Raw genomic sequence first — 25,456 nt, forward strand, 5'->3', positions numbered from 1 at the left:
GGCGTGTCACCTGTACGTGAATTGTGATTTCAGGTGCTGCATATCCATCCTCGGCCGTTGTGGGCCCGCAGGAGCAGCCTGTTCTCTCCCTGACTTGTGACGAATCCCTTGAAACTCATCATTGTTGCTCTCTACGTTGCCTCCATTGCGTATGTACACCTGCGCGGTCGGGTGCGACATAAGCTGGGTCGCCAGCTTAGCGACCACTCGACGTTCCTGGCGCCGATCAACTGTTTCCTGTACCTGTTCTCCAGGCAGCCCAGCCGTCCCTTTCTTTCACCCAGTGATTTTCCGGACCTGAGCCCCTTGCAGGAACATTGGCAAGAGATCCGCGAGGAAGGCCAGAACCTGATGCGGGCAGGGGAGATCAAGCGTTCGGACCAGTACAACGACGTGGGTTTCAACTCGTTTTTCAAGTCGGGCTGGAAGCGTTTTTACCTCAAGTGGTACGGTGACAGCCACCCTTCGGCGATGAAGCTGTGCCCACGCACCACTGAGTTGGTGCAAGGCATCGGTGCGATCAAGGCCGCGATGTTCGCCGAACTGCCACCGGGCTCCAAGCTGGTGCGTCACCGTGACCCGTATGCGGGCTCCTATCGGTATCACTTGGGTCTGGATACGCCCAACGACCCAGGGTGCTACATCAATGTGGATGGTGAGAGCTACTACTGGCGCGACGGCGAGCCGGTGATGTTCGACGAGACCTACATTCACTACGCAGAAAACACCACCCAACAGAACCGCATCATTCTGTTCTGCGATATCGAACGCCCGATGAAGTACCGCTGGGCGGCGGCGTTCAACCGTTGGTTCAGTCGCAATGTGATGGCCGCTGCGGGCTCGCCCAATGATGATGGCGACAAGACGGGCGGCCTCAACCGCGCCTTTACCCGCTTGTACAAGATTCGCCTGCGCGGCAAAGAGCTCAAAAAGCGTAATCGCACGCGCTACTACCTGGAAAAGTGGGCGATTTTCGCGGGCCTGGCACTGATCTTTATTCTTATCTAAACCCTTTGCCGGGCGCGAATCACTGCGGTGGTTTTGCGCCCAGCTTGTCCCACATCTTCTTGCTGATCTTCTGCCGATTGGCATAGCCGGCCCACGGGTCGCCCTTCAACCCGTGCAGACGCTCATGCAGGTTCGCCACCGTCCACTGCTGGGCCCCACGCAATCCTTTCAATTCTTCTCGACTGACCGGCACTGATACCGGCAAGCCCGGCCTTGCACGCACGGAATACGCCGCGACGGTGCTGGCACCCCGGGCGTTGCGCAGGTAATCGATAAAGATCTTGCCCACGCGGTTTTTAGGGCCACTGGTGGCAGTAAAGCGTTCGGGCAGTTGCTGGCTCATAAACTGCGCAATGGCCTTGGCGAACGCTTTGACGGCGTCCCAGCCATCGCGCCGTGCCAGCGGCACAATCAGGTGCAAACCCTTGCCACCGCTGGTCTTGACGAAGGTTTGCAATCCCAGTTCATCGAGCACCGACAGGGTCAGCTCGGCCGCTTCCAGCATGGACTTCCAGGGCAGGGCCGGGTCCGGGTCAAGGTCCAGAACGAACAGGTCAGGGGTTTCAATCTTGTCCGTGGTGGCGCCCCAGGTATGCAGCTCGACAGTGCCCATTTGCACGGCACCGGCCAGCGCCTCTGCGCTGTCCACCTCCATCAGGCGCGCATGGCCGGGATCCAGCGCCTGATCCAGTTGCTTGATGTGGGGAATGGCCATGCGCTCGGAGTGCTTCTGGAAAAACTGCTCCCCTTCGATGCCTTCGGGCGCCCGCAGCAGCGACACGGGGCGGCCGCGCAGGAATGGCAGGATCCATTCGCTGATGTCGGCATAGAACTGCGCTAACTGCTGTTTTTGCGTGCCACTGTGCTTGTCGATGATGCGATCGGGGTGGGTGATCTTCACGTTGTTCACCGCTTTACCGGCTTTACCGACTTTCTGCGTCTTCGCGGCCTTGACCGACTTGGCCGCACGCGGCTGTTCATGAATGATTTGCGCTGCTGGCTTGTCGGTGCGCAATGCTACGAAGGCGGCCTGGCGCACCACACCTTCACGCGTCCATTCGGCAAACTGCACTTCACCGACCAGGCGCGGTTCAACCCAATGCACGCCACGGGCCTGGGCGCTGGTCAACGGCTTTTGCAAGGGTGAGTCTTTACGCTCCAGTGGCGTGAGCTTGGCGTAGATGGATTTCAACGCGGCCTGATCAAATCCCGTGCCCACACGACCGGCATACACCAGCCCGGTTTCATCGTTGACCGCCAAAAGCAGCGCGCCAAACCCACTGCGCGAACCCTGGGGGCGGGTGTAACCGACAATTACGAATTCCTGGCGCAGGCGGCATTTGAGCTTGATCCAGTCGGCACTGCGCCGGGATACATAGGCGCTTCCGGCACGCTTACCGATTACGCCTTCGAGCGCCAGGTCGCAGGCGCTTTCGAAAATATCACGGTGGTTGGCGGCAAAGGCTTCGGAGAAACGCAGCAGTTTGCTTTTGCTGCCGGCGAGCGCCGATTTAAGAGCAGCCCGACGTTCTTCGACCGGGTCCTCGCGTTGATCACGGCCGTTCAGGAAGGGCGCATCAAACAGGTAGTAAACAATGTCCAGGCTGCGGCCGATATCGAAGGCATTCTGCAACGCCTGGAAATCCGGCAAGCCTTCGCCGTTGAGGCTGACCACCTCACCATCAAGCCAACTGTCCTTGAGTTTGAGGGCTTGCAAGGCTTTGGCCTGGCGCGGCAGGCGTTCGGTCCAGTCGTGGCCATTGCGGGTGAACAGGCGCACTTCACCGTCACGGATGCGCGCCAGAATGCGATAGCCGTCGAACTTGATCTCGTAGCTCCAATCGCCCTCGGGGGCGCGATCGACCAGGGTTGCCAACTGCGGGGCGAATTCGTCAGGTATGGCGCTCACTTGCGTGGGGGCCTTGGCCTTTGGCGCGGCCTTTTTTTTGGCGGAGGCCTTGGGCTTGCCGACCACCGCGTCGCTGAGCACGCTGGCAGGCTCGGCCTCGACGATATCGTATTCAGAAGCCGGGCGTGCCTGCTGGTCTTTTTCCTTGATCAGCAGCCACTGTTCCTTATCGCCACTGCCCTTGAGCCGTGTGCGTACCAGGGTCCAATCCCCGGCAAGTTTTTCACCTACCAGGGTGAACTTGAGCTTGCCGGCTGCATAGGCTTTGCGCGGCTCGTCGTGGGGTTGCCAAATACCTCGGTCCCATACAATTACGTCGCCTGCGCCGTATTGGCCGGCCGGAATACTGCCTTCGAAACCGCCATAGCTCAGGGGGTGGTCTTCAACGTGGACCGCCAGGCGCTTCTGGCTTGGGTCCAGGCTGGGCCCCTTGGGCACCGCCCAGCTCAACAACACACCGTCGAGTTCCAGACGAAAGTCATAATGCAGGTTGCGCGCATCATGCTTTTGAATCACGAAGCTCAACGCCGAGGCTTTGCGCTTGCTGGCGGGTGAGCTGCCGGCGGGTTCAGCGGTGATCTTGAAATCGCGTTTGCGGTTGTATTCGCTCAGGGGCTTTGCCATGGCAGTCTCCAGTCAATGGCAGGCTCAAGAGGCCTTTTTGTTGGATTTCTTCGCGGCGGTTTTTTTCGCCGCGGGTTTGCCCGCCAGGCTGCGTTTGAGCAGTTCGGTCAGGTCGATCACGTCAGCGGATTTGCGCTCTTCGCTGTCTTCGCTCGACTCCACGTCTTTGATCTTGCCGGCCTTGGCCTTCTTCGCCACCAGCGCCATGATCTTGTCCTGGAAACTGTCGCGGTATTCGTCGGGTTGCCAGTCTGCGCTCATGTCTTCAACCAGGCGCTTGGCCATGTCCAATTCGCCCTTGGCGAGGGTTGGTTTGGTGACATCGGCACCGAGCTCCAGCTCGTCCAGGCTGCGGACCTCGGCGGGCCAGCGCAGCATTACCAGAACCAGAGCCGATTCCAGCGGCATCAGCGCGGCCAGGTGCTGTTTGGTGTGCAGCACCACATTAGCCAGGGCGACCTTGCCGGTTTTTTTCAGGGTTTCGCGCAGCAGCGCATAGACCTTGCCGCCGCGCTTGTCGGGGGCCAGGAAGTAGGGCGTGTCGATGTTCTGCAGGGGGATCTGGTCGCTGGCGACAAACGCGATGATTTCGATGGTCTGGGTCGACTTGGGGTGGGCCGAGCGAATTTCATCTTCGCTGAGCACCACATAGCGGCCCTTCTCGAAGGCCACGCCCTTGACGATATGTTCCTTGGTGACTTCCTTGCCCGTGGTTTTGTTGATGCGCTTGTAGCCGACCGGGTCCATGCTGCGTTTGTCCAGCCAGTCGAAATCAACGCCCTGGGAAGACGTCGCCGAGACCAGCGACACCGGGATATGAACCAGACCGAAACTGATGGCACCTTTCCAGATTGCCCGTGGCATAACTTCGATTCCTTAAACAGTGAGCCTGTTCTGGTGACTCGCAGGCCGCGGCAAAAGTTTCGGCGGGCAGATACTCGGACAGATCGTGTTACACCTGCTGAAAAACTATTTAGTGTCGCGAGCCGAACCCATGGCGTAGCGTGTTATCGAACGCACGTAGTACTCGGCATAGAGAGGCTTCGTCATGAATGGTTATGTACGTCATCTTGCAGTACTCGCGCTGGGCCTGGCCCTGGCGCCCTGGGCCCAGGCGCAAAACCTGCCGGGCCAATATGACACCAACAACAGCCCGATTCACCGGGCCAACCCCAACAGCATGCAGGGCACCCAGCCCAACGCGCCGGCGGTACGCGGTATCCAGACTGCGCCCACCAGCCCGCGGCCGACCGTGGAAAACCGTGGGGTCGGCAATACATATCCCAAGCGCGACGTGGCTCCCAGTCGCCCGGCCACCGAAACCAAAGCACCCACCTATGATGCCAACGGCAATCGCCGGTAAGGACTTCGCCTTATGTTGCTACGCAAAACTCTACTGGCGGCCGCATGTGTTGCCACGCTGCTGCCGCTGACCACCGTTTACGCCGCCGATAGCCAGCAATTCCCCAGCGAACAAGGCAGCATCACCGTCACGCCGATCGCTAAAGGCCTGGATCATCCATGGGCCCTGGCGTTTCTGCCGGATCAGCAGGGCTTTCTGGTCACCGAGCGCCCCGGCCACCTGCGATTTGTCAGCCCCGACGGTAAGCTTTCCGCGCCGTTGACGGGGGTTGCGCAAGTGTGGGCCAAAGGGCAGGGCGGGTTACTGGATGTGGCGTTGTCGCCCGACTTCAAACAGGACCGTATGGTTTACCTGTCGTATGCCGAAGGCGGCGGCCAGGATGGCAAAGCCGGAACCGCCGTGGGACGTGGGCGCCTGTCTGCCGACTTGAGCGGCCTGGAGAACTTCAAGGTGATCCTGCGCCAGGAGCCCAAACTGTCTACCGGCAACCACTTTGGCTCGCGTCTGGCGTTCGACCGTGACGGCTACCTGTTCGTGACCCTGGGCGAGAACAACGACCGCCCGACCGCCCAGGACCTGGACAAGCTGCAAGGCAAGGTGGTGCGCATCTATCCGGATGGCCGCGTACCCGATGACAACCCCTTTGTCGGTCAACCCGGTGTACGTCCCGAAATCTGGTCCTACGGCCAGCGCAACCCACAGGGCCTGGCGCTGAACCCGTGGAGCGGCACAATCTGGGAAAACGAACATGGGCCACGTGGGGGTGATGAAGTGAACATCATCGAGCGCGGCAAGAATTACGGTTGGCCGCTGGCGACCCACGGCATCAACTATTCCCTGTTACCGATTCCCGAAGCCAAGGGCAAAACGGCAGAAGGTACGGTTCAACCTCATCATGTCTGGGAGAAGTCCCCGGCCATCAGCGGCATGGCGTTCTACGACGCCGACCGTTTCAAAGCGTGGCAGCACAACCTGTTTATCGGTGCACTGGGCACCCAGGAGTTGATCAGGTTGCAGTTCGACGGTGACAGGGTGGTTCACGAGGAGCGCTTGTTGGGCGAGTTGAAAGCGCGGATACGTGATGTGCGGCAGGGGCCGGATGGGTTTCTGTATGTGCTGACGGATGAGGATAACGGAGTGTTGTATCGGGTCGGGCTAAATCAGGACTGATGCCTTTCGGTAATCGCTTTTTGTAGGAGCGAGCTTGCTCGCGAGAAACCCATAGGCGCCGCGTTCATTCGGGAAGCACGCGTTATCGTTGAGGTTTTTCGCGAGCAAGCTCGCTCCTACAGAGGGTAAGAGAGCTACAGGCCCAGGTCCGACAGCCCAGGGTGATCATCCGGTCGACGTCCCAGCGGCCAGTGGAACTTGCGTTCGCTTTCCTGGATCGGCTTGTCGTTGATGCAGGCAAAGCGGTTGGCCATCAGGCCGTTCTCATCAAACTCCCAGTTTTCATTTCCGTAGGAACGAAACCAGTTGCCGGAGTCGTCATGCCACTCATAGGCATAGCGCACGGCGATGCGGTTGCCGGTGAACGCCCACAACTCCTTGATCAAGCGATAATCCAGTTCCCTGGCCCATTACGGCTCAAAAACTGCTTGGCTTCTTCGCGGTTGTGCGCGAATTCGGCGCGGTTACGCCACTGAGTGTCCAGGGTGTAAGCGAGGGACACCCGTTCCGGGTCGCGGGAGTTCCAGCCGTCTTCGGCCAGGCGAACTTTTTCGATGGCCGACTCGCGAGTAAAGGGCGGCAGGGGCGGGCGAACTTCTGCATGTGCTGACATGGGGTGGCTCCTGTAAACAGTAGGGTTAGTACGAAATTGCCGGTTCCGAGTGTTCAAAGCCCCAATAACGTTCGCGCCATGCATTGCGCATTATCGGCAGCCGTTGAATCACCCATGACCAGGGCAACGGTAATGGCGCCGTCGATCAGGATCAGCAGTTGCGCGGCCTGCCGTTGCGGATCGGGGGTGCCATGTGCTTGACACAGTTCAAGTACGTACTCGAACAGTTTGTGTTTATGGGCCTTGGCCAGCAGGCGTACCGGGTCTTGAGCGTCGCCGGTTTCGCCACTGGTATTGATAAAGGCGCAGCCACGAAAATCCGCGGAACCGAACCAGCCCTTCAGGGCGCTGAACACTGCCAGCAGGCGCTCGCCGCTGTCGTCGCTGTGCTCCACTTCGCCGCGCAGCCACTGCATCCAGCGTTCGTCGCGGCGCTGCAGGGCGGCAATCACCAACTCATCCTTGTTGGCGAAATAGCGATAAATGCTTTTTCTCGACACGCCGGCGGTTTTTACCAGCAGGTCCATACCGGTGGCGGCAATGCCATGGCGATAGATCAGTTTTTCGGTGACGTCGAGGATAATGTCGCGGGTTATGTCGTTCATGCTTATTACAGTAGAACGATCGTTCTTCTTGGCCAACCGACTTTTTCCATCCCGTGCGGCGAGACCTGAGCAGTCCCATGGTGTAAGCTTTGGACCTCTTCGGATTCGACCCATTGCGAGCCCTATGCCGTCGTTCTTCAAACGCTCCCTGTTGCCCAAACTGCGCGGTTTCCCGCTGTCCCCGGAGGCCATCGAGGTGTTGTCCGGCGCCGATGCCTATCGTCGCTGCCTGCTGGAAAAAATCTCCCAGGCGACGCGTCGCATCTACATCGTTGCGTTGTATCTGCAACACGACGAAGCGGGGCAGGAGATCTACGACGCGCTGCACGCCGCCAAGGCTGCACGGCCGGAGTTGGACATCGTGGTCATGGTCGACTGGTTGCGCGCCCAGCGCGGCTTGATTGGCGCCGGCAAGCAGCCGGGCAACAGCGCCTGGTACCAGGCCATGACGCAAAGCCACGCCAGCGAAGTGCCGGTGTATGGCGTGCCGGTGCAAACCCGCGAGCTGTTTGGCGTGTTGCACCTCAAGGGCTTTGTGATCGATGACAGCGTGCTGTACAGCGGCGCCAGTCTGAACAATGTGTATTTGCACAAGTTCGACAAGTACCGCTTCGATCGTTACCACCTGATCCACAGCCCAGTGCTCGCCGACTCCATGCAACACCTGATCGAGCACGGCCTGGTGGCCTCCAAGGCCGTGCACCGCCTGGACCTGCCCAACCCGCCGACCACCCGCAGCCTGCGCAACGATATCGGCGACCTGCGCAGCCGTCTCAAGCACGCGGCCTACGACACTACCGCAGGGCAGTTGCCCAATGGTCACCTCTCGGTCAGCCCGTTGCTCGGCGTCGGCAAGAACAACCCCCTGAGCCGGGTGATTCTGGAACTGATCGCCAGCGCCCAGCAGCAACTGACCATCTGCACACCGTATTTCAACCTGCCGTTGCCGGTGACCCGCGAGATCAACCGCGCTCTGGCGCGAGGGGTGAAGATCGACATCGTGGTCGGCGACAAGACCGCCAACGATTTCTATATTCCGCCCAGCGAGCCGTTCAAGGTGATCGCAGCCTTGCCTTATCTGTATGAGATCAGTCTGCGGCGCTTCGCCAAGCGCCACCAGCCGATGATCGACAGCGGCCAGTTGAACCTGCACCTATGGCGCGATGGCGACAACACCTACCACCTTAAGGGCATGTGGGTTGACCAGCGCTACACCTTGCTGACCGGCAACAACCTCAACCCCAGGGCCTTTCGCCTCGATCTGGAAAACGGTTTGCTGATCGACGACCCCAAAGGCCAATGGCTGGAGCCGCGGCGTACCGAGCTGGCGCAGATCTTCCAGCACACCACGCGCATCCAGGGCTATCAGCAATTGCAGACATTGGTGGATTACCCGCCGGCAGTGGGTAAGTTCCTGCGTCGAGTCAGCCGAGTGCGCATCGAGCGTTTGCTCTACCGCATTTTGTAGTCGTTATCGCGCAGGCAAAAAAACACCCAGGCTCTTCAACAGGGCCTGGGTGTTTTTTTGCACGGTAATCTTTAGTTCAAACCCAGTTTGCCGCGCAGCATCGACAAGTCTTCAGCCAGGGTATTGACCGGGCCTACCAAGGCCTTGCGGTCGTTGTCCTTGACCTTGTCGTAGGTTTCAAAGCCGCCATCCTGGGTCTTGTACTTGGCCAGGATCTTGTCGACGGTTGCGAAGTTCTTGTCGACCTTGGCCAGGAAAGCCTGGTCCTGCTGTCCGATCTGGCCACGGAACAGATCGACGATTTTCTTTGCGCCGTCGATGTTGCCCTGGAAGTCATACAGGTCGGTATGGCTGTAGCGATCTTCTTCGCCGGAGATCTTGGTGGCAGCGACTTCTTCCAACAGCGCCGCGGCGCCGCCGACGACTTTTTCCGGCGGGAAGGTCAGGCCATCGACCCGCGTCTTGAGATCGTTCACATCGGTATTGAGCTTGGCGGTGAGGGCTTGCAGGCCCTTGGTCGAGTTCTGCGCGAACAGTGCATATTCAATCCGATGAAAGCCGGTGAAGTCTTCGGCCGTCACACCTTTTTCATGGTCGTCGACCCGCGAGTCGATGGATGCGTCAAGGTCGCTGAACAGCTCGGCAATCGGCTCGATGGCTTCATAGTGCACGCGGGTCGGTGCGTAGAGCTTCTTGGCGGTGGCCAGGTCGCCTTTATTGATGGCGTCGGTAAACGCCTGGGTCTGGGTCACCAGTTCACCGATTTCTTCGGTGACGTAGATCTTGTAGTCCGATACCGGGCCTACCAGGTCGAGCGGCGCGGTAGCGGCGAAGGCTGCCAGCGGGGATAGGCTCATTAACAACGACAACGCGATAGACGACTTCTTCATGGGGTGCATTCCGCTCTGGTGTGTTCAGGTCTTGGCAGGGGTAGGTGAGTGCGTTGCAGCAAGCAGCGTGCGCCCGATGAAATCCTCAGGTCCGGTGACGCCGGGCAAGGTAAAGAAATAGCCGCCGCCGACCGGCTTGAGGTATTCCTCCAGAGGTTCGCCGTTGAGCCGCGTTTGCACGCTGATAAAGCCTTTCTCCAGGTCAGCCTGATAGCAGATGAACAACAGGCCCATGTCCAGCTGACCATTTTTATTGACGCCGTTGGAGTAGTTGAACGGCCGCCGCAGGATCAGGTTGGCCTGGGTCTGCGGGGTGCGCGGGTTGGCCAGGCGGATGTGCGCATCGAGCTTGGTCAACTTGCCGTGCGGGTCTTTGCTGTAATCCGGCACCTGGGTTTCATGCTGACCATCTATGGGCGCGCCGGTAGGTTTGACGCGGCCGATGATGCTTTCCTGTTCTTGCAGTGGGGTGCGGTCCCAGCGCTCGACAAAGTTGCGGATGATGCGCACGGCCTGGTAACTGCCATGGGCCGCCCAGGCCGGTTCGTCGCTGGTCGGTTGCACCCAGACGATCTGGTCCATGGCCTTGGCGTCGTTGGAGTTGGGGTTGGCCGAACCGTCGCGAAAGCCCAGAAAGTTACGCGCACTCTGTGCCGGTTCGCCGGGCTTGGCCGGGGCCTGGGGCGGCACGCTGCCTTCCTGTTTCCAGCGCACCAGCAGCAAGTCGGGCAGGTTTTTCACGATATCGCGCAGGGCATGGATGTTGGTGTCGGGCGTGTTGGAACTGAACTGCAGGCTCAGGTCGCCATGGCACTGCGCCGGCTCTAATGCATCGTTGGGAAAGCCAACCATGCGGCTCAGGCGCTTTGGTTTGACGGCGCTGAGGCCGAAGCGCTCATCGAACAATGATTCGCCGACCGACACGGTGATGGTCAGGTTATCTGGCGTAACCACCGGGCCGAGGATGCCGGAGTCGGTGGGCGGCAGTTTCGGATCGACCTGCGCCACGGTGCCGCCGCTCATCAAGAATGCGATGCGCTCGTTCAAGGTGCGGAACAAACGCTCCAGATCCTCACGGTCGCTAGCCAGTACGTCGAAGGCCACCACCATGCCGCAGGCCGGGCGCGGGGTGACAATGCCGCTCTGATGCTGACCGAAAAAAGCCTGGTGGTCGTGGGTCTTGTCACTGCGCGGTGCGCTGGTGACTTGCTCGGCCGCTGCGGCCATGGCCGGGCAGGTCAAGGTGCTTCCGGCGATGGCCGCGCCGGTGGCGGCCATGCCCAGCAGTACACGACGGCGCCCAAGGTTTAGCTGTTCTGAATCACTCATGTATGTGTTCGTCTCACTGCAGGCCGGAAAGGCCAAGGGCGGGGTCGATTCCATCGAGTGCGGCGGCCAGTGCCTTGGCCTTGTCGGCGATCTGCTGGCGCTGATCGGCGGTAATGCTGTCGTAGGTGCTATAGGTATTGCCGACTTTGAATGCAGCAAGTTGGGCGTCGAAGGCATTCAGCGCGCTGTCGATAGTGGGCAACAAGCCTGCTGCGGACTTGCCCAGGAGCGGGCGCATCAGGTCGACCACTTTACGAGCGACGTCCAGGTTGGCGGCAAAGCCGTTCAGGTCGATATGGCTGTAGCGCTCCTCTTCGCCGCTGCTGGCACGTACCTGCGCCAGGCTGTTGAGGTTGCGCACTACAATGCTCACCAGTTGCTCCGGGGGCAGCGATTGCGCCAGCAACTGTTGCTTGAGCGTGGTGACGTCGGCCACCAGCCGTTGCGCGACCGGCGCCAGGCCGTCGAGGCTGTGCTGCTGGAACAGGCCGTATTCGAGGCGGTGAAAGCCGCTGAAAGCGGGGTCCTGCTCACGTTTTTCGAAGTAGTCGGCGCGGGCGTTGATTGCGTTATCCAGTTCGGCCAGGCGTTGAGAGGCAGGCGCCAGGCGCTGATATGCCTCACGGGCTGGCACATACAGGGCCTGCGCCTGGGCCAGATCACCGGCGTCGATAGCCTGTTGCAGCGCCGTCACGGCCTTGATCAGCGCACTGCCCTGGCCGCTCAGGTACACACGGAACTCCGACAATGGGCCGATAAACGCCACCATCGACGGCTTGGCTTTGGCCTGGGCGTCGGACGCTGCGGTGGGGGTGACATGCAAGGTGCCACGCGGGTTGCTCAACAGGCCACAGGTAATGGCGTAGTCACCGGGCAACAGGTTGGCGTTGATCACCTGGCTCAGGCCCGGCGCAATGTTTTCCCGTTCCTCGACCACCAGCACACCGTCGAGGATTTCCCACTCCACTGCGCGATCGGAGCGGTTGATGATGCGAAAGCTTGCACGCCCGGCCGGCACGGTGAGGGCGTTGGGCTCGCAGGCGTGGGCGTGGATGGTCACCGCGATTTCATTGTGGTTGGTCTGGCGCTTGGTCGCGGCCAATTGTGAGGCGTAGTAGAACAGGCCACCGGCGGCGATCATCACCACCACCGAGCCGGCCACACCCCAACGCAAGGCGCGGGAGGGTGGGGCCGATTGAGGGGTTGGTTTGGACAAGAGACGGTCCTTACTGGCTGGAAACGGAAGAAGTCGTGGCGACGGGCTTGGCGGGGGCTGCGGGCAGGAAGAACATCACCAGGGCCACCACCAGGTAAATCACATAGGCACCCAGGGTGCTGACGGTTGGCGCTTCCTGGTAACCGAACATGCCGGCCAGTACCGAGCCCAACGGGCTGTCCATGGGCAACGCAGCGCTGAAATCGAACAGCACGGTTTGCCAGTGGTTCCACACACCGGCTTCATGCAGCGCTTGCACCGAATTGGCGAGAATGCCGGCCGCCACCACCAGGATGAACAAGCCGGTCCAGCGGAAAAACGCGCCGAGGTTCAGGCGCATGCTGCCGGAGTAAATAAGAAAGCCTATGACAATGGCCAGAACCAGGCCGAGCAGGGCACCTATCGGCGCGCCCATGCCTTCGCTCTGCTGGAACACCGCCAGCAGAAAGAACACCGTCTCCAACCCTTCGCGGGCCACGGCAAAGAACACCATGGCGATCAGCGCGAATACCTGGTGCCGGGAGCCGGCCAGTGCATGGTCGAGGGACTCATGCAACGCGTGTTTGATTGAGCGCGCCACCTTGCGCATCCAGAACACCATGGAACTGAGAATGCCCACGGCGACGAGGCCTACAATGCCTTCGAACAATTCCTGCTGCTTTTGCGGGAATTCGGCGCTGACCAACTCAAGGCCGCCACCGACCAGCAAAGCGAGGGCAGCGGCAAGGAAGACGCCGATCCACACGGCGGGCATCCACTGGCCGCGCCCGGTCTGCTGCAAGTAACTGGCGATGATGCCAACGATCAAGGCGGCTTCAATGCCTTCGCGCAGCATGATTAAAAAAGGAACGAGCATCGGGCACCGGGGCGTAACTAGTTAGGAAGCTAAGTTGTAACATAATGATACTCATTGCTAAACAAGAAATATTGACCTTTGCTGAACGTGGGCTGAACAGTGGTGGCGAAGCGCAACCGCCCTTATGATGCAGGCCACGTAGGTACACGTCGGATTGGCCAACACCCCCATGTCAGAAAAAGACACCATCTCCATCCATCTTGTGCGCGAAGCCTTGCTGCAAAGCTGTGCGCCTGGAGCGCCCACCGTTGAGGCATTGAGCAAAGTCGGGATTGACCCTGCGTTGCTTGAACAGCTAGACGCCCGTGTCCCGGCCGCGGCCTACGCGCGCCTTTGGCGTTTGCTGGCGCGGCGCAGGGACGATGAGTTTTTTGGCATGGACCCGCGCGCGCTCAAATCCGGCAGTTTGGCGTTTCTGTGCCGTGCAGCCATGGCGCAACCGAACCTGGCGGCGGGCCTTGAAACCGGCCTGGGTTTTCTCTCGTTGATGCTGGAGCACATGCCAGCCCAACTGATTCGCCAACAGAGCGTCGCGGAAGTCGTCTTGCTCGAACCCGAACCTAAACGCGCGTTTACCTATTTCACCTATTGGATGATCGTCCACGGCGTCGCTTGTTGGCTGGCGGGTCGGCGGATTCCGATCCTCGCCATTGAACTGCGCTGCCCGCCACCGGAGTTTTGCGACGATTATCGTGTGGTGTTCTCCGACAACCTGCGCTTCGACCGGCCACGCACGCGCATGATCTTTTCCGCTGACTGCCTGGACCTGCCGGTCAAGCGCAGCCCGGAAGAACTCAAGCGGTTCCTGGCACACGCGCCGGCCAACATACTGGTCAAGTACCGCGACCCGACGAGCCTGGCCAATCGCATCAAAAATGATCTGCGCCATATGCCTGCCGATACGTGGCCGGAAACTGAAGGCTTGGCCGCCAACTTGTGTATTTCGGCGTCGACCCTGCGTCGCCGGCTGGCAGATGAAGGCCAGACGTATCAGGGGCTTAAGGATAGCGTGCGCAAGGAGTTGGCGATTGTCTGGCTTGCCGAGGCCGATATCAGTTTTGTTGAAATTGCTGCGCGTCTTGGATTTGCTGATGTCAGCTCATTCTACAAAGCCTTTCGCAAATGGTCCGGTTCAAACCCGGGGCACTACCGCAGCTTGATCCTGAGTGACGCGTTGCCGCCTTTGTGAAGCAGGCTCATGCAATGACCCGCAGGAGGAAATTCGTACATACACTTGATCCACGCGGCCTCGGAAAAAGCCTATCTCGTTGCGATACGTGATTTTCAGACCATTAGGCTCCTTTTTTCTGGAGTACTTTAATGAGCTTATCCTCTGCTGATTTACGTAACAGTCCGCGCTTGTATTCATCAAATCCGCCTCCCGCTGAGCTGAACCTGGCGACGTCAACCCCTGAGTCGGGCAAGCCAGTTGTTGCCGTTAAAACAACCGCTGAAGCTGACACTGAACTGGCCACCATGCTGGCAGATAGTCACCAGGACGACTGGAGCTTTCAACGTTTGCCGCCGGAGTCGTCATTTGCCCAGTGGAGAGGCCGTTTTGATAAAGCGTTGAGCTCGCCGGCCATGCAGGCGTGGATCAGCGCGCAAAATTTCCAGGCGCCCAGGCTCCACATAGTGGGGACCACCCTGACGGTAAAAGAGTATTCCGGCAAAATCACTACGTTTACCCCTTCTGATGGCAGTGGTTGGTGGCCGATCGGACGGCAAGTGATCGCCAGTGCTGCCATGCTTGATCCGCATGGAAAGGATCTGAGCATGCCCGGATCCAGGGTTATTCCCGCTGAGATCGCGGCGTTCTACGGCGTACGCTGGCCGATCAACAAGGCCGATGAAGAAGCACTCAAAGCCAACGGTTTTCCGGAGGATGACCCCCTGCGCTCACCTGAAATGCGCGCGCTGGCAGAGCGTGAGTTTATGGATGTAGAAAATGAAAGCGCATTGATAAAGACGCTGCTCAATGAGCTCAAGGACAAACCAGATGACGAGGACATCGACCTCAGAGCGATTTCCCAGAAAATTGCACCGGGGTCGTCACTTGGCATTGCCAATCGCTCGGGGCTCAGAATATTGAAGCGCTTGATGCGTGACCCGCTGATGGCACCCATCTTGAGTGAGAAAGGGATAGATGTGAATGCGAAGTTTCGTTTGGAGAATGGGCTGTTTATGGTATGCGCCAACGGCGCATCTGGCCCGTGGCATGAGGTGACGGAGTCAGTGCTGGCCCACCCAACGCTTGCGCAACTGCTCAACACTGCCATTGAGCAATCGCAAACAACCGGACAAATAATCAGACAACAATCAGTCGGCGATATGTGGCAATTGCTTCGGTTTGCAACGTGGAAGGAGTTACCCGCTATCAATACGGCCGGCGAGTTGCGCAACATCTTGAACTGGAAACTCAACCCGCTGCCACCAGAACCCGCAATGGGCGGCTATGCCCGCAATTTTTTGGAAGATAAGCAATCACCCGACTCCCTGAGCGAGGAGCAACGTATCAGAGTCCGCCGGTCAGCCCCCGGCGCCAGCATACCGCCACAGTTGACACTGCTTGATTGCTCACCCAAACCCTGGGCAGGCCAGAGCCAGGAATACATCCGCGATAATGCCGACGAACTCATTAGCCAGGCATTGACTCAAGGCGCAGGACAGAGGCGCTGCGAGCCGATTCTTGCTGTATTGCAAGACGATTCGTCGCTAATCAAGAGTGTGTCCCCAGAGTATCGTCAACAATTGATCACGAGTCGCGATTTGCTCTGCATTGATCCAGAACTGGGTTCGAAACGTAATTATATTGCTGGCTACAACCTCTATTCTGTCTCAAACACAGGAAAAACACTGAGCAATGTGCGTGCTGAGCTTACACAGCATCTTGCCACTACCACGAAGCTGCCAACGATTGAGGCGGAACTGATCACCCATATGATGTTGGCAACCAGTGCGCCGGAATTTTTGGCCAAGGGGGCAGGAGATATTCGAGTAGGGACATCGGCGCACGTGAACTTACGTATTCAAACCGCACTGGTGGAAATGGTGTCGCCAGGCAGTTCCCGTGATATGTCGGTGGATCAGATTTGTCAGAGAAGTTTCATGACGGTTTCGTCCTCCGATCACGACGAGGTAGTGGCGGTGGCCAGTGCAGGGCCAATTTATGATTGGGCGGTAGGTATAGGGGTGGTGGAGGCCGATGACAATTACTCGGATACTGGCGTTCAGCGAGCGCTGAGTGCATACAGTCAACGCATGGAGGAGTACAGTGGCGCAGTAGCGGAATACGAAAAAGAAAAATCAAATTTTAATACCCGCAGCGAGTTGGGCAATAAAGAGCTCGAAGCTAAATGCCCGGGGGAGACTGATTTTTTATATAAAAAAATAATGTCTTCGGGATCCAGTAAGTATACAGCGGGACTCCTTGGCCTCCTGTTGAAAACCGATACTGAAACGTTGTTGACAGGTGGCTACTCCATCAGCGAGTTATACCTGTCTGGTGTCTTGACGGCGCAAAATGTTGATAAGACAGACTGGGAGCTCCTGGATTCCAAGGACAAGGCAAGGTTTAAGGCGCTCGTTCAGAACATCAAGCAGTTGACACCGATCGAAAGTGTTTTTGATATCCCGTTTTCAAGGGCTACTACGGCCTTGGAAGCACTTAATGTCACGGCGATGAAAACGCAGCTGAGCGAGTTGCCCGTCGAAGACAGGCGCAGGCTTGAATTCGGCGAGGTATTTATATGCGGCGCCTCCTCGGAACAGGATGACGACATTACTGCAGAGGAGGCTCAGAAAAAGATAGGCCAGATTATATTTGCCAAAGATGAATTCGGCGCCAAGTGCTACGAGTTTTTTCCATTGGAAAATCGTTACGTAGAACGCCATGAGTTGCTCGCCCGGTTCCAGCGTATGGCCGAAAATAACAATGAAGCCATTCGTTTTTTGATTACCCTGCCAAAGAAAGATGCTCCGTCATTGCCTGTAGATATTAGTATAAAAGGGTACTTTGCCAAGCGCGAACGACCGAGTGATGTTGACGAATTTGTTCCAGATACCTATTCCTCCATCCGAACCAATGCAATTATTAAAGTGCTACAGGATGAAAAGTTGCTGATCAATCGCGAGGATTTGCTGAAGAACGCTAAAGGCCTTACAGCTAATGAGAGGTTTAAAATGATAGCTGATGGCGTAGAAACATTTGTCATTAATACCCTTGTACCTTTTAAAGGGAGCATAGAAGATATTGCCTCGGGTGATCGTAAGCGTCTTGTCATGGGGCTTATTGGGCTTGGATTAGAGCTTGTCGGCGCGCTGTTCGTAGTCGGGGGGGCTATCCGTAGTTTGGGGAAAGGTGCAACACTCCTCACCAAGGCGATGCATTTTGCCAAGATGACGATGTCCATGTTTAATCTTCCAGGGGCTGTTTATGGTACAGGTAAGTCTGTATTCAAGCTCTCCGCCATGGGGGTTAAAACCTTGGCGGGGCTGCCATCGAAAGCATTGGGTAAAGGTATTGTGACACTCAAAAATTTGGCGCATGGTGGTTGCCGTAATACTCAGAACATAATTAAGCTTGGATCTAATAATGGCGCATCCAAAGAAGTAGTAAACCTAATGAAAAACACGGGTTTGGTGAACACCGCAATCGGCATAGACGCTTATGATCGTGAACCCTTGCCGCAAGAGTCGTCCGGCTCTGTCCCAGAATTGGTAGTTTAACCCCCCCCCCCCTAAGTTATGCGTTGAGCAAGGATGCTCTTTACGAGCCTGTTCCAATAAGTAGCACACGTTACATTGACATAATCCTCTCGTCGCCACACCCACCGCAACCGGTTCTTACTTTCTCCTTAAACGGTTGTGAAGTTTCGGTGGTCCACGCAACTGCCATCTTTTACCCTCCAATTCCCGGGAACTAACCCTAGGGGCTTCTTGAATGCAATGCATCCCTGTTTAGGGCTTCTACTGATATTCGGAAATGACGGGTGAGGGAATGCAACAGTCTCTGATGTCTATACCTTTCCAATTAGCCCAAAAAAAGCCCCGCGACCGAATGAGCCGCAGGGCTAAAAATTGGCTGGATGCGACCAACCAAAGGAGCTCTTTACATCACTTGCTGCTGGCGACGACCGTGTCCGGCTGCCAGCCACCACCCAGGGCCTTGTAGATCGCGACAATGCCGCGATACAAGTCCACTTCGGCCTGGGCCTGGGCGTCTTCAGCCGCCAAGCGCTCACGTTGAGCATCGAGCAGCACGAGGAAGTCCACGGTGCCTTCGCGGTAGCGGATCGCGGCGAGGTCAGCGGCGGCGCGGCTGGATTCGCTCTGGCGTATCAGCGAGACCAGGCGTTGCTGACGCTTGCCGTAATCGCTGAAGGCGTTTTCGGACTCTTCCAGGGCCAGCAGCACTTGCTGTTCATAGGTTGCCAGGGCGCCGTCGGCCTCGGCATTCGCACCGCGTAAACGCGCACGCACGCTGCCCAGGTCAAACGCGGCCCAGGTAATGCTCGGGCCCAGGGACCAGGCATTCGCTGCAGCCGAGCCAATTTGCGAACCGCGCCCGGCGGTGAAGCCGAGGAAACCGCTGAGGCTGACCCGTGGGAACAGGTCGGCCTTGGCCACGCCGATACGTGCGGTGGCGGCGGCCAGTTTGCGTTCGGCGCTGAGGATGTCCGGGCGTCGTTGCAGCAGTTGCCCAGGGTCGCCAATCGGCAACGCCTTGGCAATCGCTGGCAGGTCTTTCGGGCTCAGGTCCACGCTCAGCTTGTCGGGGCGCTGGCCGAGGAGGGTGGCGATGCGGTTGCGCTCGCGCACTTGTTCGGCTTGCAGTTGCGGCACGCTGGCTTCCACCGCCGCCAGGCGCGCATCGGCACGTTCCACGTCGAGCTGATCGCCCACGCCCGCATCGCGCAGGCTGACGGTGATGGTGCGCGATTCCTGCTGGTTCTTAAGGTTGTCCAGGGCAATGCGTTCGCGCAGTTGCGCTCCACGCAGTTGACCGTAGGCATCCACCAGTTCGGCAATCATGGTGACTTGCAGTTGGTACAGGTCGGCTTCGGCCACCTGTTGGTCAGCGTCGCTGGCTTCAAGGTTGCGGCGGATGCGCCCGAACAAATCCACTTCCCAGGCCATGTCCAGGCCCAGGTCATAGCGCTCGCTGTTGACACGCTTGGTGGTCTGCCCCGGAATCTGGCCCTTGCCCACATCGCTGCTGGCGCGGGAGGTGACCACCGGCATGATGTCGTTGGCCGCATCATCACGGATGGCCCGTGCCGCCCGTAGGCGGGCGAAGGCCACGCGCAGATCGCGGTTGCCGCTCAATGACTGGGTTACCAGTTGGTTGAGGGTTGGGTCTTCGAACTGCTGCCACCAGATGCCTTCGTATTTGGCGTGGTCGTAGCTCTTGGTGTCGGCGGCGGCCGTGATATTGGCCGCCTCCAGTTGCTGGGTCTTATAATCCGGGCCTACGGCACAGGCGGCGAGCGCCAGCACCAACAGGCTCGGCAGGAATACTTTCACACTCATTGCTGTGTCTCCAGCTTCAAGGCCTTGGCCGCTTTGCGCGCTTCCTGGCGCTCAACATAGCGACGGATCAGTACGTAGAACACTGGCGTCAGCAACAGACCGAAGAAGGTCACACCGATCATCCCGGAGAACACGGCCACACCCATGGCATGGCGCATCTCGGCACCGGCACCGCTGGACAGTACCAGCGGCACCACACCCATGATAAACGCGAACGAGGTCATCAGGATCGGCCGTAGACGCAGGCGGCAGGCTTCCAGTACCGCGGCGAGCGGGTCGAGGCCTTCCTGCTGTTTATCCTTGGCGAACTCGACGATCAGAATCGCGTTCTTGCACGCCAGGCCCACCAGTACGATCAGGCCGATCTGGGTGAAGATGTTGTTGTCGCCGCCCGAGATGATCACCCCGGTAATGGCTGACAGCAGCGTCATCGGTACGATCAGGATTACCGCCAGCGGCAGGCTCCAGCTTTCGTATTGGGCGGCCAGTACCAGGAAGGCCAGCAGTACGCAGAGCGGGAACACGAACAGCGCGGTATTGCCCGAGAGGATTTGCTGATAGGTCAGGTCGGTCCACTCGTAGGTCATGCCGTTGGGCAATTCATCTTTGAGCAGTTTTTCAATCGCGGCCTGAGCCTGGCCAGAGCTGTAGCCCGGCGCGGCGTTGCCGTTGATTTCTGCGGTGATGAAGCCGTTGTAGTGCATGACGCGGTCCGGGCCCGAGGTGTCGCTGACCTTGACAAAGGTCGCCAGCGGGATCATCTCGCCTTTGTTGTTACGCACTTTCAGTTGGCCGATCTGGTCGGAGTCCTGGCGGAACTGTTGCTCGGCCTGCACGTTGACCTGGTAGGTACGCCCGAAGCGGTTGAAGTCGTTGGCATACAGCGAACCCAGGTAGACCTGCAGCGTGTCGAAGATGTCGCTGATCGCCACGCCGTGGGTTTTGGCCTTTTCGCGGTCGATGGCGGCGTCGACCTGCGGCACGTTCACGGTGTAGCTGGTGAACAGGCCGAACAGTTCAGGCACGCTGTGACTCTTGGCAATCACGTTCTGCACTTCTTTGTACAGCTCGTCATAGCCGAGGTTGCCACGGTCTTCGATCTGCAGGCGGAACCCGCCGATGGTGCCCAGGCCCTGTACCGGCGGCGGCGGGAAGATCGCCATGTAGGCTTCTTCGATATTGGCGTATTGACCGTTCAGTGCACCGGCAATCGCACCGGCGGACATGCTCGGGTCTTTACGCTCATCAAAGGGCTTCAAGGTCACGAACACGATGCCGCTGTTCGGGCTGTTGGTGAACCCGTTGATCGACAGGCCCGGGAAGGCAATTGCGGCTTCCACGCCGGGTTGTTTAAGGGCGATCTCCGACATGCGCTTCATCACGTTTTCGGTGCGGTCCAGGCTCGCAGCGTCGGGCAGTTGGGCGAAGGCCACCAGGTACTGCTTGTCCTGCGCCGGTACGAAACCGGTCGGCGTGTGGGCAAAGCCGAAGAACGTCAGCACCATCAAACCCGCGTAGACGAACAAGGCAATACCGCTGCCGCGAATCACACGGCGCACGGTGCCTACGTAGCCATGGCTGGCCTTTTCGAAAAAGCGGTTGAAGGGACGGAACAGCCAGCCCCCGAAGACCTTGTCGAGGAACTTGGAAAAACGATCTTTGGGTGCGTCGTGACCGCGCAGCAACACGGCGGCCAGGGCAGGGGACAGCGTCAACGAGTTGAACGCCGAGATCACCGTGGAGATCGCAATGGTCAAGGCGAACTGCTTGTAGAACTGCCCGGTCAAGCCACTGATAAAGGCGGCCGGGATAAACACCGCACACAGCACCAGCGCCGTGGCGATGATTGGGCCGGTAACCTCGCTCATGGCTTTTTCGGTCGCCGGGAACGGCTCCAGGCCCAGCTCGATATTACGCTCGACGTTCTCCACCACCACGATGGCGTCGTCCACCACGATACCGATGGCCAGCACCAGGCCGAACAATGACAGGGCGTTGAGCGAGAACCCGAACAGGTGCATCACCGCAAACGTACCGATCAACGATACCGGCACCGCCACCAAGGGGATGATCGAGGCGCGCCAGGTCTGCAGGAACAGAATCACCACCAGTACCACGAGGATCAACGCTTCGAACAGCGTGTGCACCACCGCTTCGATAGAGCCGCGTACAAAGATGGTCGGGTCATAGGCGATACGGTAATCCATGCCCGCCGGGAAACTCTTTTTCAGCTCGGCCATCTTGCTGCGCACATCGTTGGAGATGTCGATGGCATTGGAGCCGGGACGCTGGAAAATCGGAATCGCAACGGCCGGCTGGTTATCGATCAACGAGCGCAGCGCGTATTGGCTGGAGCCCAGTTCGACCCTGGCGATGTCTTTGAGGCGCGTGATTTCACCGTTGGCGCCGGCACGAATCACGATGTTCTCGAACTCTTCCTCGGTGACCAGGCGGCCCTGGGTATTGACCGACAACTGGAAGCTGGTGTCACTCGGCGCAGGTTGCGCGCCCAGGGCACCGGCAGCCACCTGACGGTTCTGCTCGCGGATCGCCGTGACCACATCGGTGGCGGTCAGGTTGCGGGAGGCGGTCTTGTTCGGGTCCAGCCACACGCGCAGGGAGTAGTCGCCCATGCCGAACAACTGCACATCGCCAACGCCACCCAGACGGGCCAGCTCATCCTTGATATTGAGGATCGCGTAGTTGGACAGGTACAGCATGTCGTAACGCTGATCCGGGGAGGTCAAGTGCACCACCATGGTCAGGTCGGGGGACGCCTTGTCCACGGTGATACCGATGCGCGTCACTTCCTCAGGCAGTTTTGGCTGGGTGCGCGTCACACGGTTTTGCACCTGCACCTGCGCGTTGTCCAGGTCGGTGCCCAGGGCGAAGGTGATAGTCAGGGTCAGCTTGCCGTCGGCGGTGGACTGCGAGGACATATACAGCATGTTCTCGACACCGGTGATGGCTTGCTCCAGCGGTGCCGCTACGGTTTCACCGATGACTTTGGGGTTGGCGCCCGGGAAGTTGGCGCGTACCACCACAGTCGGCGGCACCACTTCCGGGTATTCGCTGATCGGCAATTGGAACAGCGAGATCGCACCGGCGATCAGGATCAACAGCGACAGCACCGCTGCGAAGATCGGCCGTGAAATGAAGAACTTGGAAAAATTCATCTTGAGTCGTATCCCTTAACCGCGTGGAGTCGCGACGCTTGCGAGCTTGGGCGCGGGTTTTTCCGGCGCTACTTGCTCCAGGTTGCTGGCTTCAAGCGCTTGTCGTTGTTGGGCCAAGGCGGCGAGGGTTTCCTTGCTGGCCATCGGGATGGTTTCCGGCGCCACCGGTGAGCCAGGGCGCACGCGTTGCAGGCCCTTGACGATCACGGTGTCATCCTTGGTCAAGCCGCTGCGCACGATGCGCAAACCTTCGATCTTGGGCCCCAATTCCACCGCGCGATAAGCCGGCTTGTCGCCGTCCATCACCAGCACGAATTTCTTGCCCAGGTCAGTGCCGACGGCTTCGTCGTTGATCAACACGGCCGAGTAGGTGCCGCTGCCCACCAGCTTCAGGCGCGCATACAGACCCGGGGTGTATTCGCCCTTGCTGTTATCGAACACCGCACGGCCACGGATGGTGCCGGTGGACGGGTTGACCTGGTTGTCGACGAAGTTCATCTGACCCAGGTGCGGGTTGCCGGTCTCGTTGGACAGGCCCAGGTACACCGGTGTGGTTGCGCCACGACGGCCTTCACGGGCCAGTTCTGTGTACTTGAGGAAGACACGCTCGTCGGCGTCGAAATAGGCGTAGACCTTGTCGGTGGAGACCACACTGGTCAGCGCGGTGGTGTCGGCGGTCACCAGGTTGCCGGCAGTGATTTCAGCTCGGCTGACGCGGCCGCTGATCGGCGAAGTGACACGGGTAAAGCTCAGGTTCAGGCGGGCCAGGTCCAGCTGCGCCTGGATCCCGGCCATGGCGGCGCGGGCTTCCTGGGCGGCGGTGGTACGCGAGTCGGCCAGTTCAGCGGAGATCGCGTTGCTCTGGCGCAGGCGTTCGCCACGTTGCGCTTCGTTTTCGCTGCGGGTGGCGGCGGCTTTGGTCTGAGCCAGCTGGGCTTCCAGGCGGCGTACTTCGGCCTGGAACGGGCGCGGGTCGATCTGGAACAGCAGGTCGCCTTTCTTGACCAAAGCGCCTTCAGTAAAAGCGACTTGGTCAATCTGGCCGGACACCCGAGGACGAATCTGCACGGTTTCCGGGGCTTCCAACCGACCGGTAAATTCGTCCCACTCGTTGACCGGCTGTTCCAATACCTTGGCCACACTGACCTTGGCAGGGGGCATGGCGGTCGCTTGTTCGGGAGACTTGCCGCACGCGCTCATCACCACCACGGCCAGAATCGCCAGGGGGAAGCGTAAAAGTTTGAGTGACTGTTCCATGAAGTGCATCCGCCAATGTATTTGAGATGGGCGGATCATGCGCGGGGAGGCGGTATGTCACGAATCGAATGAAGCAAAGGTAACTATCATTCGGAATGATATAAGCGAGGATTCAGCCCTCTAGCATAGGGGTCTCGTTAGGGAGCTATCAATGGCCTTGATGACAAAACACTGTTGCCTAAGGCGCATCGAATGCTTCACCCAGAAAATCGATCAAGGCGCGCACCGACGGCATCAGCCCACGTCTGGATGGAAACACCGCCGTGATAACGCCATGTGCGGGTTGCCACTCAGGCAGCACGACAACCAGGCGCCCAGCGGCGACGTCCTCTTTGACCACCACCCACGGCAGGTTGGCGATGCCTACACCCGCCAGAGTGGCGTCTTTGAGGGTCGGCACATCATCGCTGACCAGGCGCGGCGTGTGCTGAATCTGCGTCGTCATGCCATCCTGGCCGGTCAGCTCCCACAGGTACTGAAGCATCGGGTTGCCCCAATGCACAGTAGGCAGCGCGGCAAGATCGGCAGGTTGCGAGGGCAGGGCATAGTCCTGCAAAAAAGCCGCGCTCGCCACCAGCACCTGGGTGCTCTTACCCAGTAGTTTCATCACCAGTTCACTGCTTTCCAGCGGCGGAAAACACAGGCTCAAGGCAATGTCATAGCCCTCGGCAATCACATCGACCTTACGGTTAAAGCTCTTCACATTCAGTTCGACGTTGCCGCACTGCGCCATGAATTGCGCCAGCATCGGCGCCACCCAATAGTTGAGCAGCGCGGTAGAGCAGCTCAAACGAATCAAGCCGCGCGGCTCTGACTGGTTGAAGGCCACCACCTCTTCTGCCGACTCGGCCTCGGCAATCATCGCCACACAATGACGATAGTAAGCCAGGCCGACATCAGTGACCTGAAACTGGCGCGTTGAGCGCTGGATCAGCCGCGCCCCAAGCCTTGCCTCAAGCTGGCCGACCCTGCGACTCAAGGTTGACTTGGGCAGGTTCAACGCCCGGCCGGCCGCTGCAAAGCCGCCGTGCTCGACCACCTTGGCGTAGAGGAAGAGTTCGTTGAGGTCGAACATGGGCTGTGTTCCATTTTTGGGATGACCTGAGCATAAACCAGCTTGGCTCGGAGGGGGGCGATCTGATTTTCTGAGCAGGCGTTCGCCTGCTGGCCAAGTCGCTGATCTTCGCCTCATCACTTCACTGGCATTCTGACAGCGGCCAGACTTCACCACGTCAAGCGTCTCCTCTTTCTCTTTGGTATCCTTTTGTGGGGTAGGGCTCGGCTGCTTGCTCGACTCGCAGACCCGCAATGCTGATTTAGCGTCTTTAAGGCGTGCTCCGTAAGGGGTGTTTTCCATTGGTCCTGCGAATTGACCACTTCACCCGGATATCTATGGATGGGGGATGTGGGGAACCAAATATATGGATTACGCCGGAGGCAC

The 25,456-nt window shown here is 58.9% G+C and carries 17 protein-coding genes and 1 pseudogene; 6 read left to right on the forward strand and 12 right to left on the reverse strand.

The genetic code is table 11. The features are described 5' to 3' along the window. Nucleotides 1-108 precede the first annotated feature (108 nt). Complete coding sequence (gene lpxO / locus TX23_RS15710; RefSeq protein ID WP_057702973.1) at nucleotides 109-1,008, forward strand: lipid A hydroxylase LpxO; 900 nt, start codon at nucleotides 109-111, stop codon at nucleotides 1,006-1,008. A gap of 19 nt (nucleotides 1,009-1,027) precedes the next feature. Here the strand turns inward: lpxO and ligD are convergent, their stop codons facing one another. Together ligD and ku are read right to left on the reverse strand one after the other, a co-directional pair. Further along, the gene (ligD, locus tag TX23_RS15715; RefSeq protein WP_057702974.1) at nucleotides 1,028-3,541 is read right to left on the reverse strand and encodes a DNA ligase D; all 2,514 of its coding nucleotides are present in this window, start codon (nucleotides 3,539-3,541) and stop codon (nucleotides 1,028-1,030) included. A gap of 24 nt (nucleotides 3,542-3,565) precedes the next feature. Further along, the gene (gene ku / locus TX23_RS15720) at nucleotides 3,566-4,405 is read right to left on the reverse strand and encodes a non-homologous end joining protein Ku (RefSeq protein WP_057702975.1); all 840 of its coding nucleotides are present in this window, start codon (nucleotides 4,403-4,405) and stop codon (nucleotides 3,566-3,568) included. A 184-nt stretch (nucleotides 4,406-4,589) separates the two neighbouring features. Here ku and TX23_RS15725 point away from each other — a divergent pair, with 184 nt between their 5' ends. Both TX23_RS15725 and TX23_RS15730 read left to right on the forward strand, forming a co-directional pair. Beyond that, nucleotides 4,590-4,904 carry a hypothetical protein gene (locus TX23_RS15725; protein ID WP_057702976.1) on the forward strand — a complete coding sequence of 105 codons (315 nt, stop codon included), beginning with the start codon at nucleotides 4,590-4,592 and terminating at the stop codon, nucleotides 4,902-4,904. Between the two features lie 12 nt (nucleotides 4,905-4,916). Beyond that, the gene (locus TX23_RS15730; protein ID WP_057702977.1) at nucleotides 4,917-6,074 is read left to right on the forward strand and encodes a PQQ-dependent sugar dehydrogenase; all 1,158 of its coding nucleotides are present in this window, start codon (nucleotides 4,917-4,919) and stop codon (nucleotides 6,072-6,074) included. A 134-nt stretch (nucleotides 6,075-6,208) separates the two neighbouring features. On the opposite strand, the pseudogene TX23_RS15735 reads toward TX23_RS15730, so the two are convergent. Continuing rightward, nucleotides 6,209-6,687: pseudogene (locus TX23_RS15735) on the reverse strand (nuclear transport factor 2 family protein). A 53-nt stretch (nucleotides 6,688-6,740) separates the two neighbouring features. After that, nucleotides 6,741-7,292 carry a TetR/AcrR family transcriptional regulator gene (locus tag TX23_RS15740; RefSeq protein ID WP_057702978.1) on the reverse strand — a complete coding sequence of 184 codons (552 nt, stop codon included), beginning with the start codon at nucleotides 7,290-7,292 and terminating at the stop codon, nucleotides 6,741-6,743. Nucleotides 7,293-7,416: 124 nt separating this feature from the next. On the opposite strand from TX23_RS15740, the gene pssA reads away from it, so the two are divergent. Next, nucleotides 7,417-8,760 (forward strand): CDP-diacylglycerol--serine O-phosphatidyltransferase, encoded by a 1,344-nt coding sequence (gene pssA / locus TX23_RS15745; RefSeq protein WP_057702979.1) that lies wholly within the window; start codon nucleotides 7,417-7,419, stop codon nucleotides 8,758-8,760. 71 nt (nucleotides 8,761-8,831) lie between these two features. Here pssA and efeO (TX23_RS15750) read toward each other — a convergent pair whose 3' ends face one another. The 4 genes from efeO (TX23_RS15750) to efeU are packed head-to-tail and all read right to left on the reverse strand — an operon-like array spanning nucleotide 8,832 to nucleotide 13,051. Next, nucleotides 8,832-9,650 (reverse strand): iron uptake system protein EfeO, encoded by an 819-nt coding sequence (gene efeO / locus TX23_RS15750; RefSeq protein WP_057702980.1) that lies wholly within the window; start codon nucleotides 9,648-9,650, stop codon nucleotides 8,832-8,834. A 24-nt stretch (nucleotides 9,651-9,674) separates the two neighbouring features. Then, nucleotides 9,675-10,979, reverse strand: a complete 1,305-nt coding sequence (efeB, locus tag TX23_RS15755; protein ID WP_057702981.1) for an iron uptake transporter deferrochelatase/peroxidase subunit — start codon at nucleotides 10,977-10,979, stop codon at nucleotides 9,675-9,677. Between the two features lie 13 nt (nucleotides 10,980-10,992). After that, the gene (efeO, locus tag TX23_RS15760) at nucleotides 10,993-12,195 is read right to left on the reverse strand and encodes an iron uptake system protein EfeO (protein ID WP_057702982.1); all 1,203 of its coding nucleotides are present in this window, start codon (nucleotides 12,193-12,195) and stop codon (nucleotides 10,993-10,995) included. Nucleotides 12,196-12,205: 10 nt separating this feature from the next. Further along, nucleotides 12,206-13,051: an iron uptake transporter permease EfeU gene (gene efeU, locus TX23_RS15765; RefSeq protein WP_057702983.1), complete on the reverse strand. Its 846-nt coding sequence runs from the start codon at nucleotides 13,049-13,051 to the stop codon at nucleotides 12,206-12,208. 169 nt (nucleotides 13,052-13,220) lie between these two features. Between efeU and TX23_RS15770 the strand changes: the two genes are divergently transcribed. Together TX23_RS15770 and TX23_RS15775 are read left to right on the forward strand one after the other, a co-directional pair. Next, a complete protein-coding gene (locus TX23_RS15770; protein WP_057703085.1) occupies nucleotides 13,221-14,240 on the forward strand; it encodes an AraC family transcriptional regulator in 1,020 nt (339 codons plus the stop codon). Between the two features lie 131 nt (nucleotides 14,241-14,371). Further along, the gene (locus tag TX23_RS15775) at nucleotides 14,372-17,779 is read left to right on the forward strand and encodes a hypothetical protein (protein ID WP_157243921.1); all 3,408 of its coding nucleotides are present in this window, start codon (nucleotides 14,372-14,374) and stop codon (nucleotides 17,777-17,779) included. A 387-nt stretch (nucleotides 17,780-18,166) separates the two neighbouring features. Here TX23_RS15775 and TX23_RS15780 read toward each other — a convergent pair whose 3' ends face one another. The 4 genes from TX23_RS15780 to TX23_RS15795 all read right to left on the reverse strand — a co-directional run bounded on the left by TX23_RS15780 (nucleotide 18,167) and on the right by TX23_RS15795 (nucleotide 25,090). Continuing rightward, nucleotides 18,167-19,582 (reverse strand): efflux transporter outer membrane subunit, encoded by a 1,416-nt coding sequence (locus TX23_RS15780; RefSeq protein ID WP_057702985.1) that lies wholly within the window; start codon nucleotides 19,580-19,582, stop codon nucleotides 18,167-18,169. Beyond that, nucleotides 19,579-22,758, reverse strand: a complete 3,180-nt coding sequence (locus TX23_RS15785) for an efflux RND transporter permease subunit (protein ID WP_057702986.1) — start codon at nucleotides 22,756-22,758, stop codon at nucleotides 19,579-19,581. The genes TX23_RS15780 and TX23_RS15785 overlap by 4 nt, the downstream gene beginning before the upstream one ends. Nucleotides 22,759-22,773: 15 nt before the next feature. Further along, nucleotides 22,774-24,015 carry a multidrug efflux RND transporter periplasmic adaptor subunit MexE gene (gene mexE / locus TX23_RS15790; protein WP_057703086.1) on the reverse strand — a complete coding sequence of 414 codons (1,242 nt, stop codon included), beginning with the start codon at nucleotides 24,013-24,015 and terminating at the stop codon, nucleotides 22,774-22,776. A 178-nt stretch (nucleotides 24,016-24,193) separates the two neighbouring features. Further along, nucleotides 24,194-25,090 (reverse strand): LysR substrate-binding domain-containing protein, encoded by an 897-nt coding sequence (locus TX23_RS15795; protein WP_057702987.1) that lies wholly within the window; start codon nucleotides 25,088-25,090, stop codon nucleotides 24,194-24,196. Nucleotides 25,091-25,456 lie beyond the last annotated feature (366 nt).

This window comes from Pseudomonas paralactis (assembly GCF_001439735.1).
GTDB lineage: Bacteria > Pseudomonadota > Gammaproteobacteria > Pseudomonadales > Pseudomonadaceae > Aquipseudomonas > Aquipseudomonas paralactis.

Coding starts and splice junctions, on each gene's coding strand:
- ligD (WP_057702974.1), bottom strand. CDS start 3,541: ATGGCAAAGCCCCTGAGCGAATACAACCGCAAACGCGATTTCAAGATC.
- ku (WP_057702975.1), bottom strand. CDS start 4,405: ATGCCACGGGCAATCTGGAAAGGTGCCATCAGTTTCGGTCTGGTTCAT.
- TX23_RS15725 (WP_057702976.1), top strand. CDS start 4,590: ATGAATGGTTATGTACGTCATCTTGCAGTACTCGCGCTGGGCCTGGCC.
- TX23_RS15730 (WP_057702977.1), top strand. CDS start 4,917: ATGTTGCTACGCAAAACTCTACTGGCGGCCGCATGTGTTGCCACGCTG.
- TX23_RS15740 (WP_057702978.1), bottom strand. CDS start 7,292: ATGAACGACATAACCCGCGACATTATCCTCGACGTCACCGAAAAACTG.
- pssA (WP_057702979.1), top strand. CDS start 7,417: ATGCCGTCGTTCTTCAAACGCTCCCTGTTGCCCAAACTGCGCGGTTTC.
- efeO (WP_057702980.1), bottom strand. CDS start 9,650: ATGAAGAAGTCGTCTATCGCGTTGTCGTTGTTAATGAGCCTATCCCCG.
- efeB (WP_057702981.1), bottom strand. CDS start 10,979: ATGAGTGATTCAGAACAGCTAAACCTTGGGCGCCGTCGTGTACTGCTG.
- efeU (WP_057702983.1), bottom strand. CDS start 13,051: ATGCTCGTTCCTTTTTTAATCATGCTGCGCGAAGGCATTGAAGCCGCC.
- TX23_RS15770 (WP_057703085.1), top strand. CDS start 13,221: ATGTCAGAAAAAGACACCATCTCCATCCATCTTGTGCGCGAAGCCTTG.
- TX23_RS15775 (WP_157243921.1), top strand. CDS start 14,372: ATGAGCTTATCCTCTGCTGATTTACGTAACAGTCCGCGCTTGTATTCA.
- TX23_RS15780 (WP_057702985.1), bottom strand. CDS start 19,582: ATGAGTGTGAAAGTATTCCTGCCGAGCCTGTTGGTGCTGGCGCTCGCC.
- TX23_RS15785 (WP_057702986.1), bottom strand. CDS start 22,758: ATGAATTTTTCCAAGTTCTTCATTTCACGGCCGATCTTCGCAGCGGTG.
- mexE (WP_057703086.1), bottom strand. CDS start 24,015: ATGGAACAGTCACTCAAACTTTTACGCTTCCCCCTGGCGATTCTGGCC.
- TX23_RS15795 (WP_057702987.1), bottom strand. CDS start 25,090: ATGTTCGACCTCAACGAACTCTTCCTCTACGCCAAGGTGGTCGAGCAC.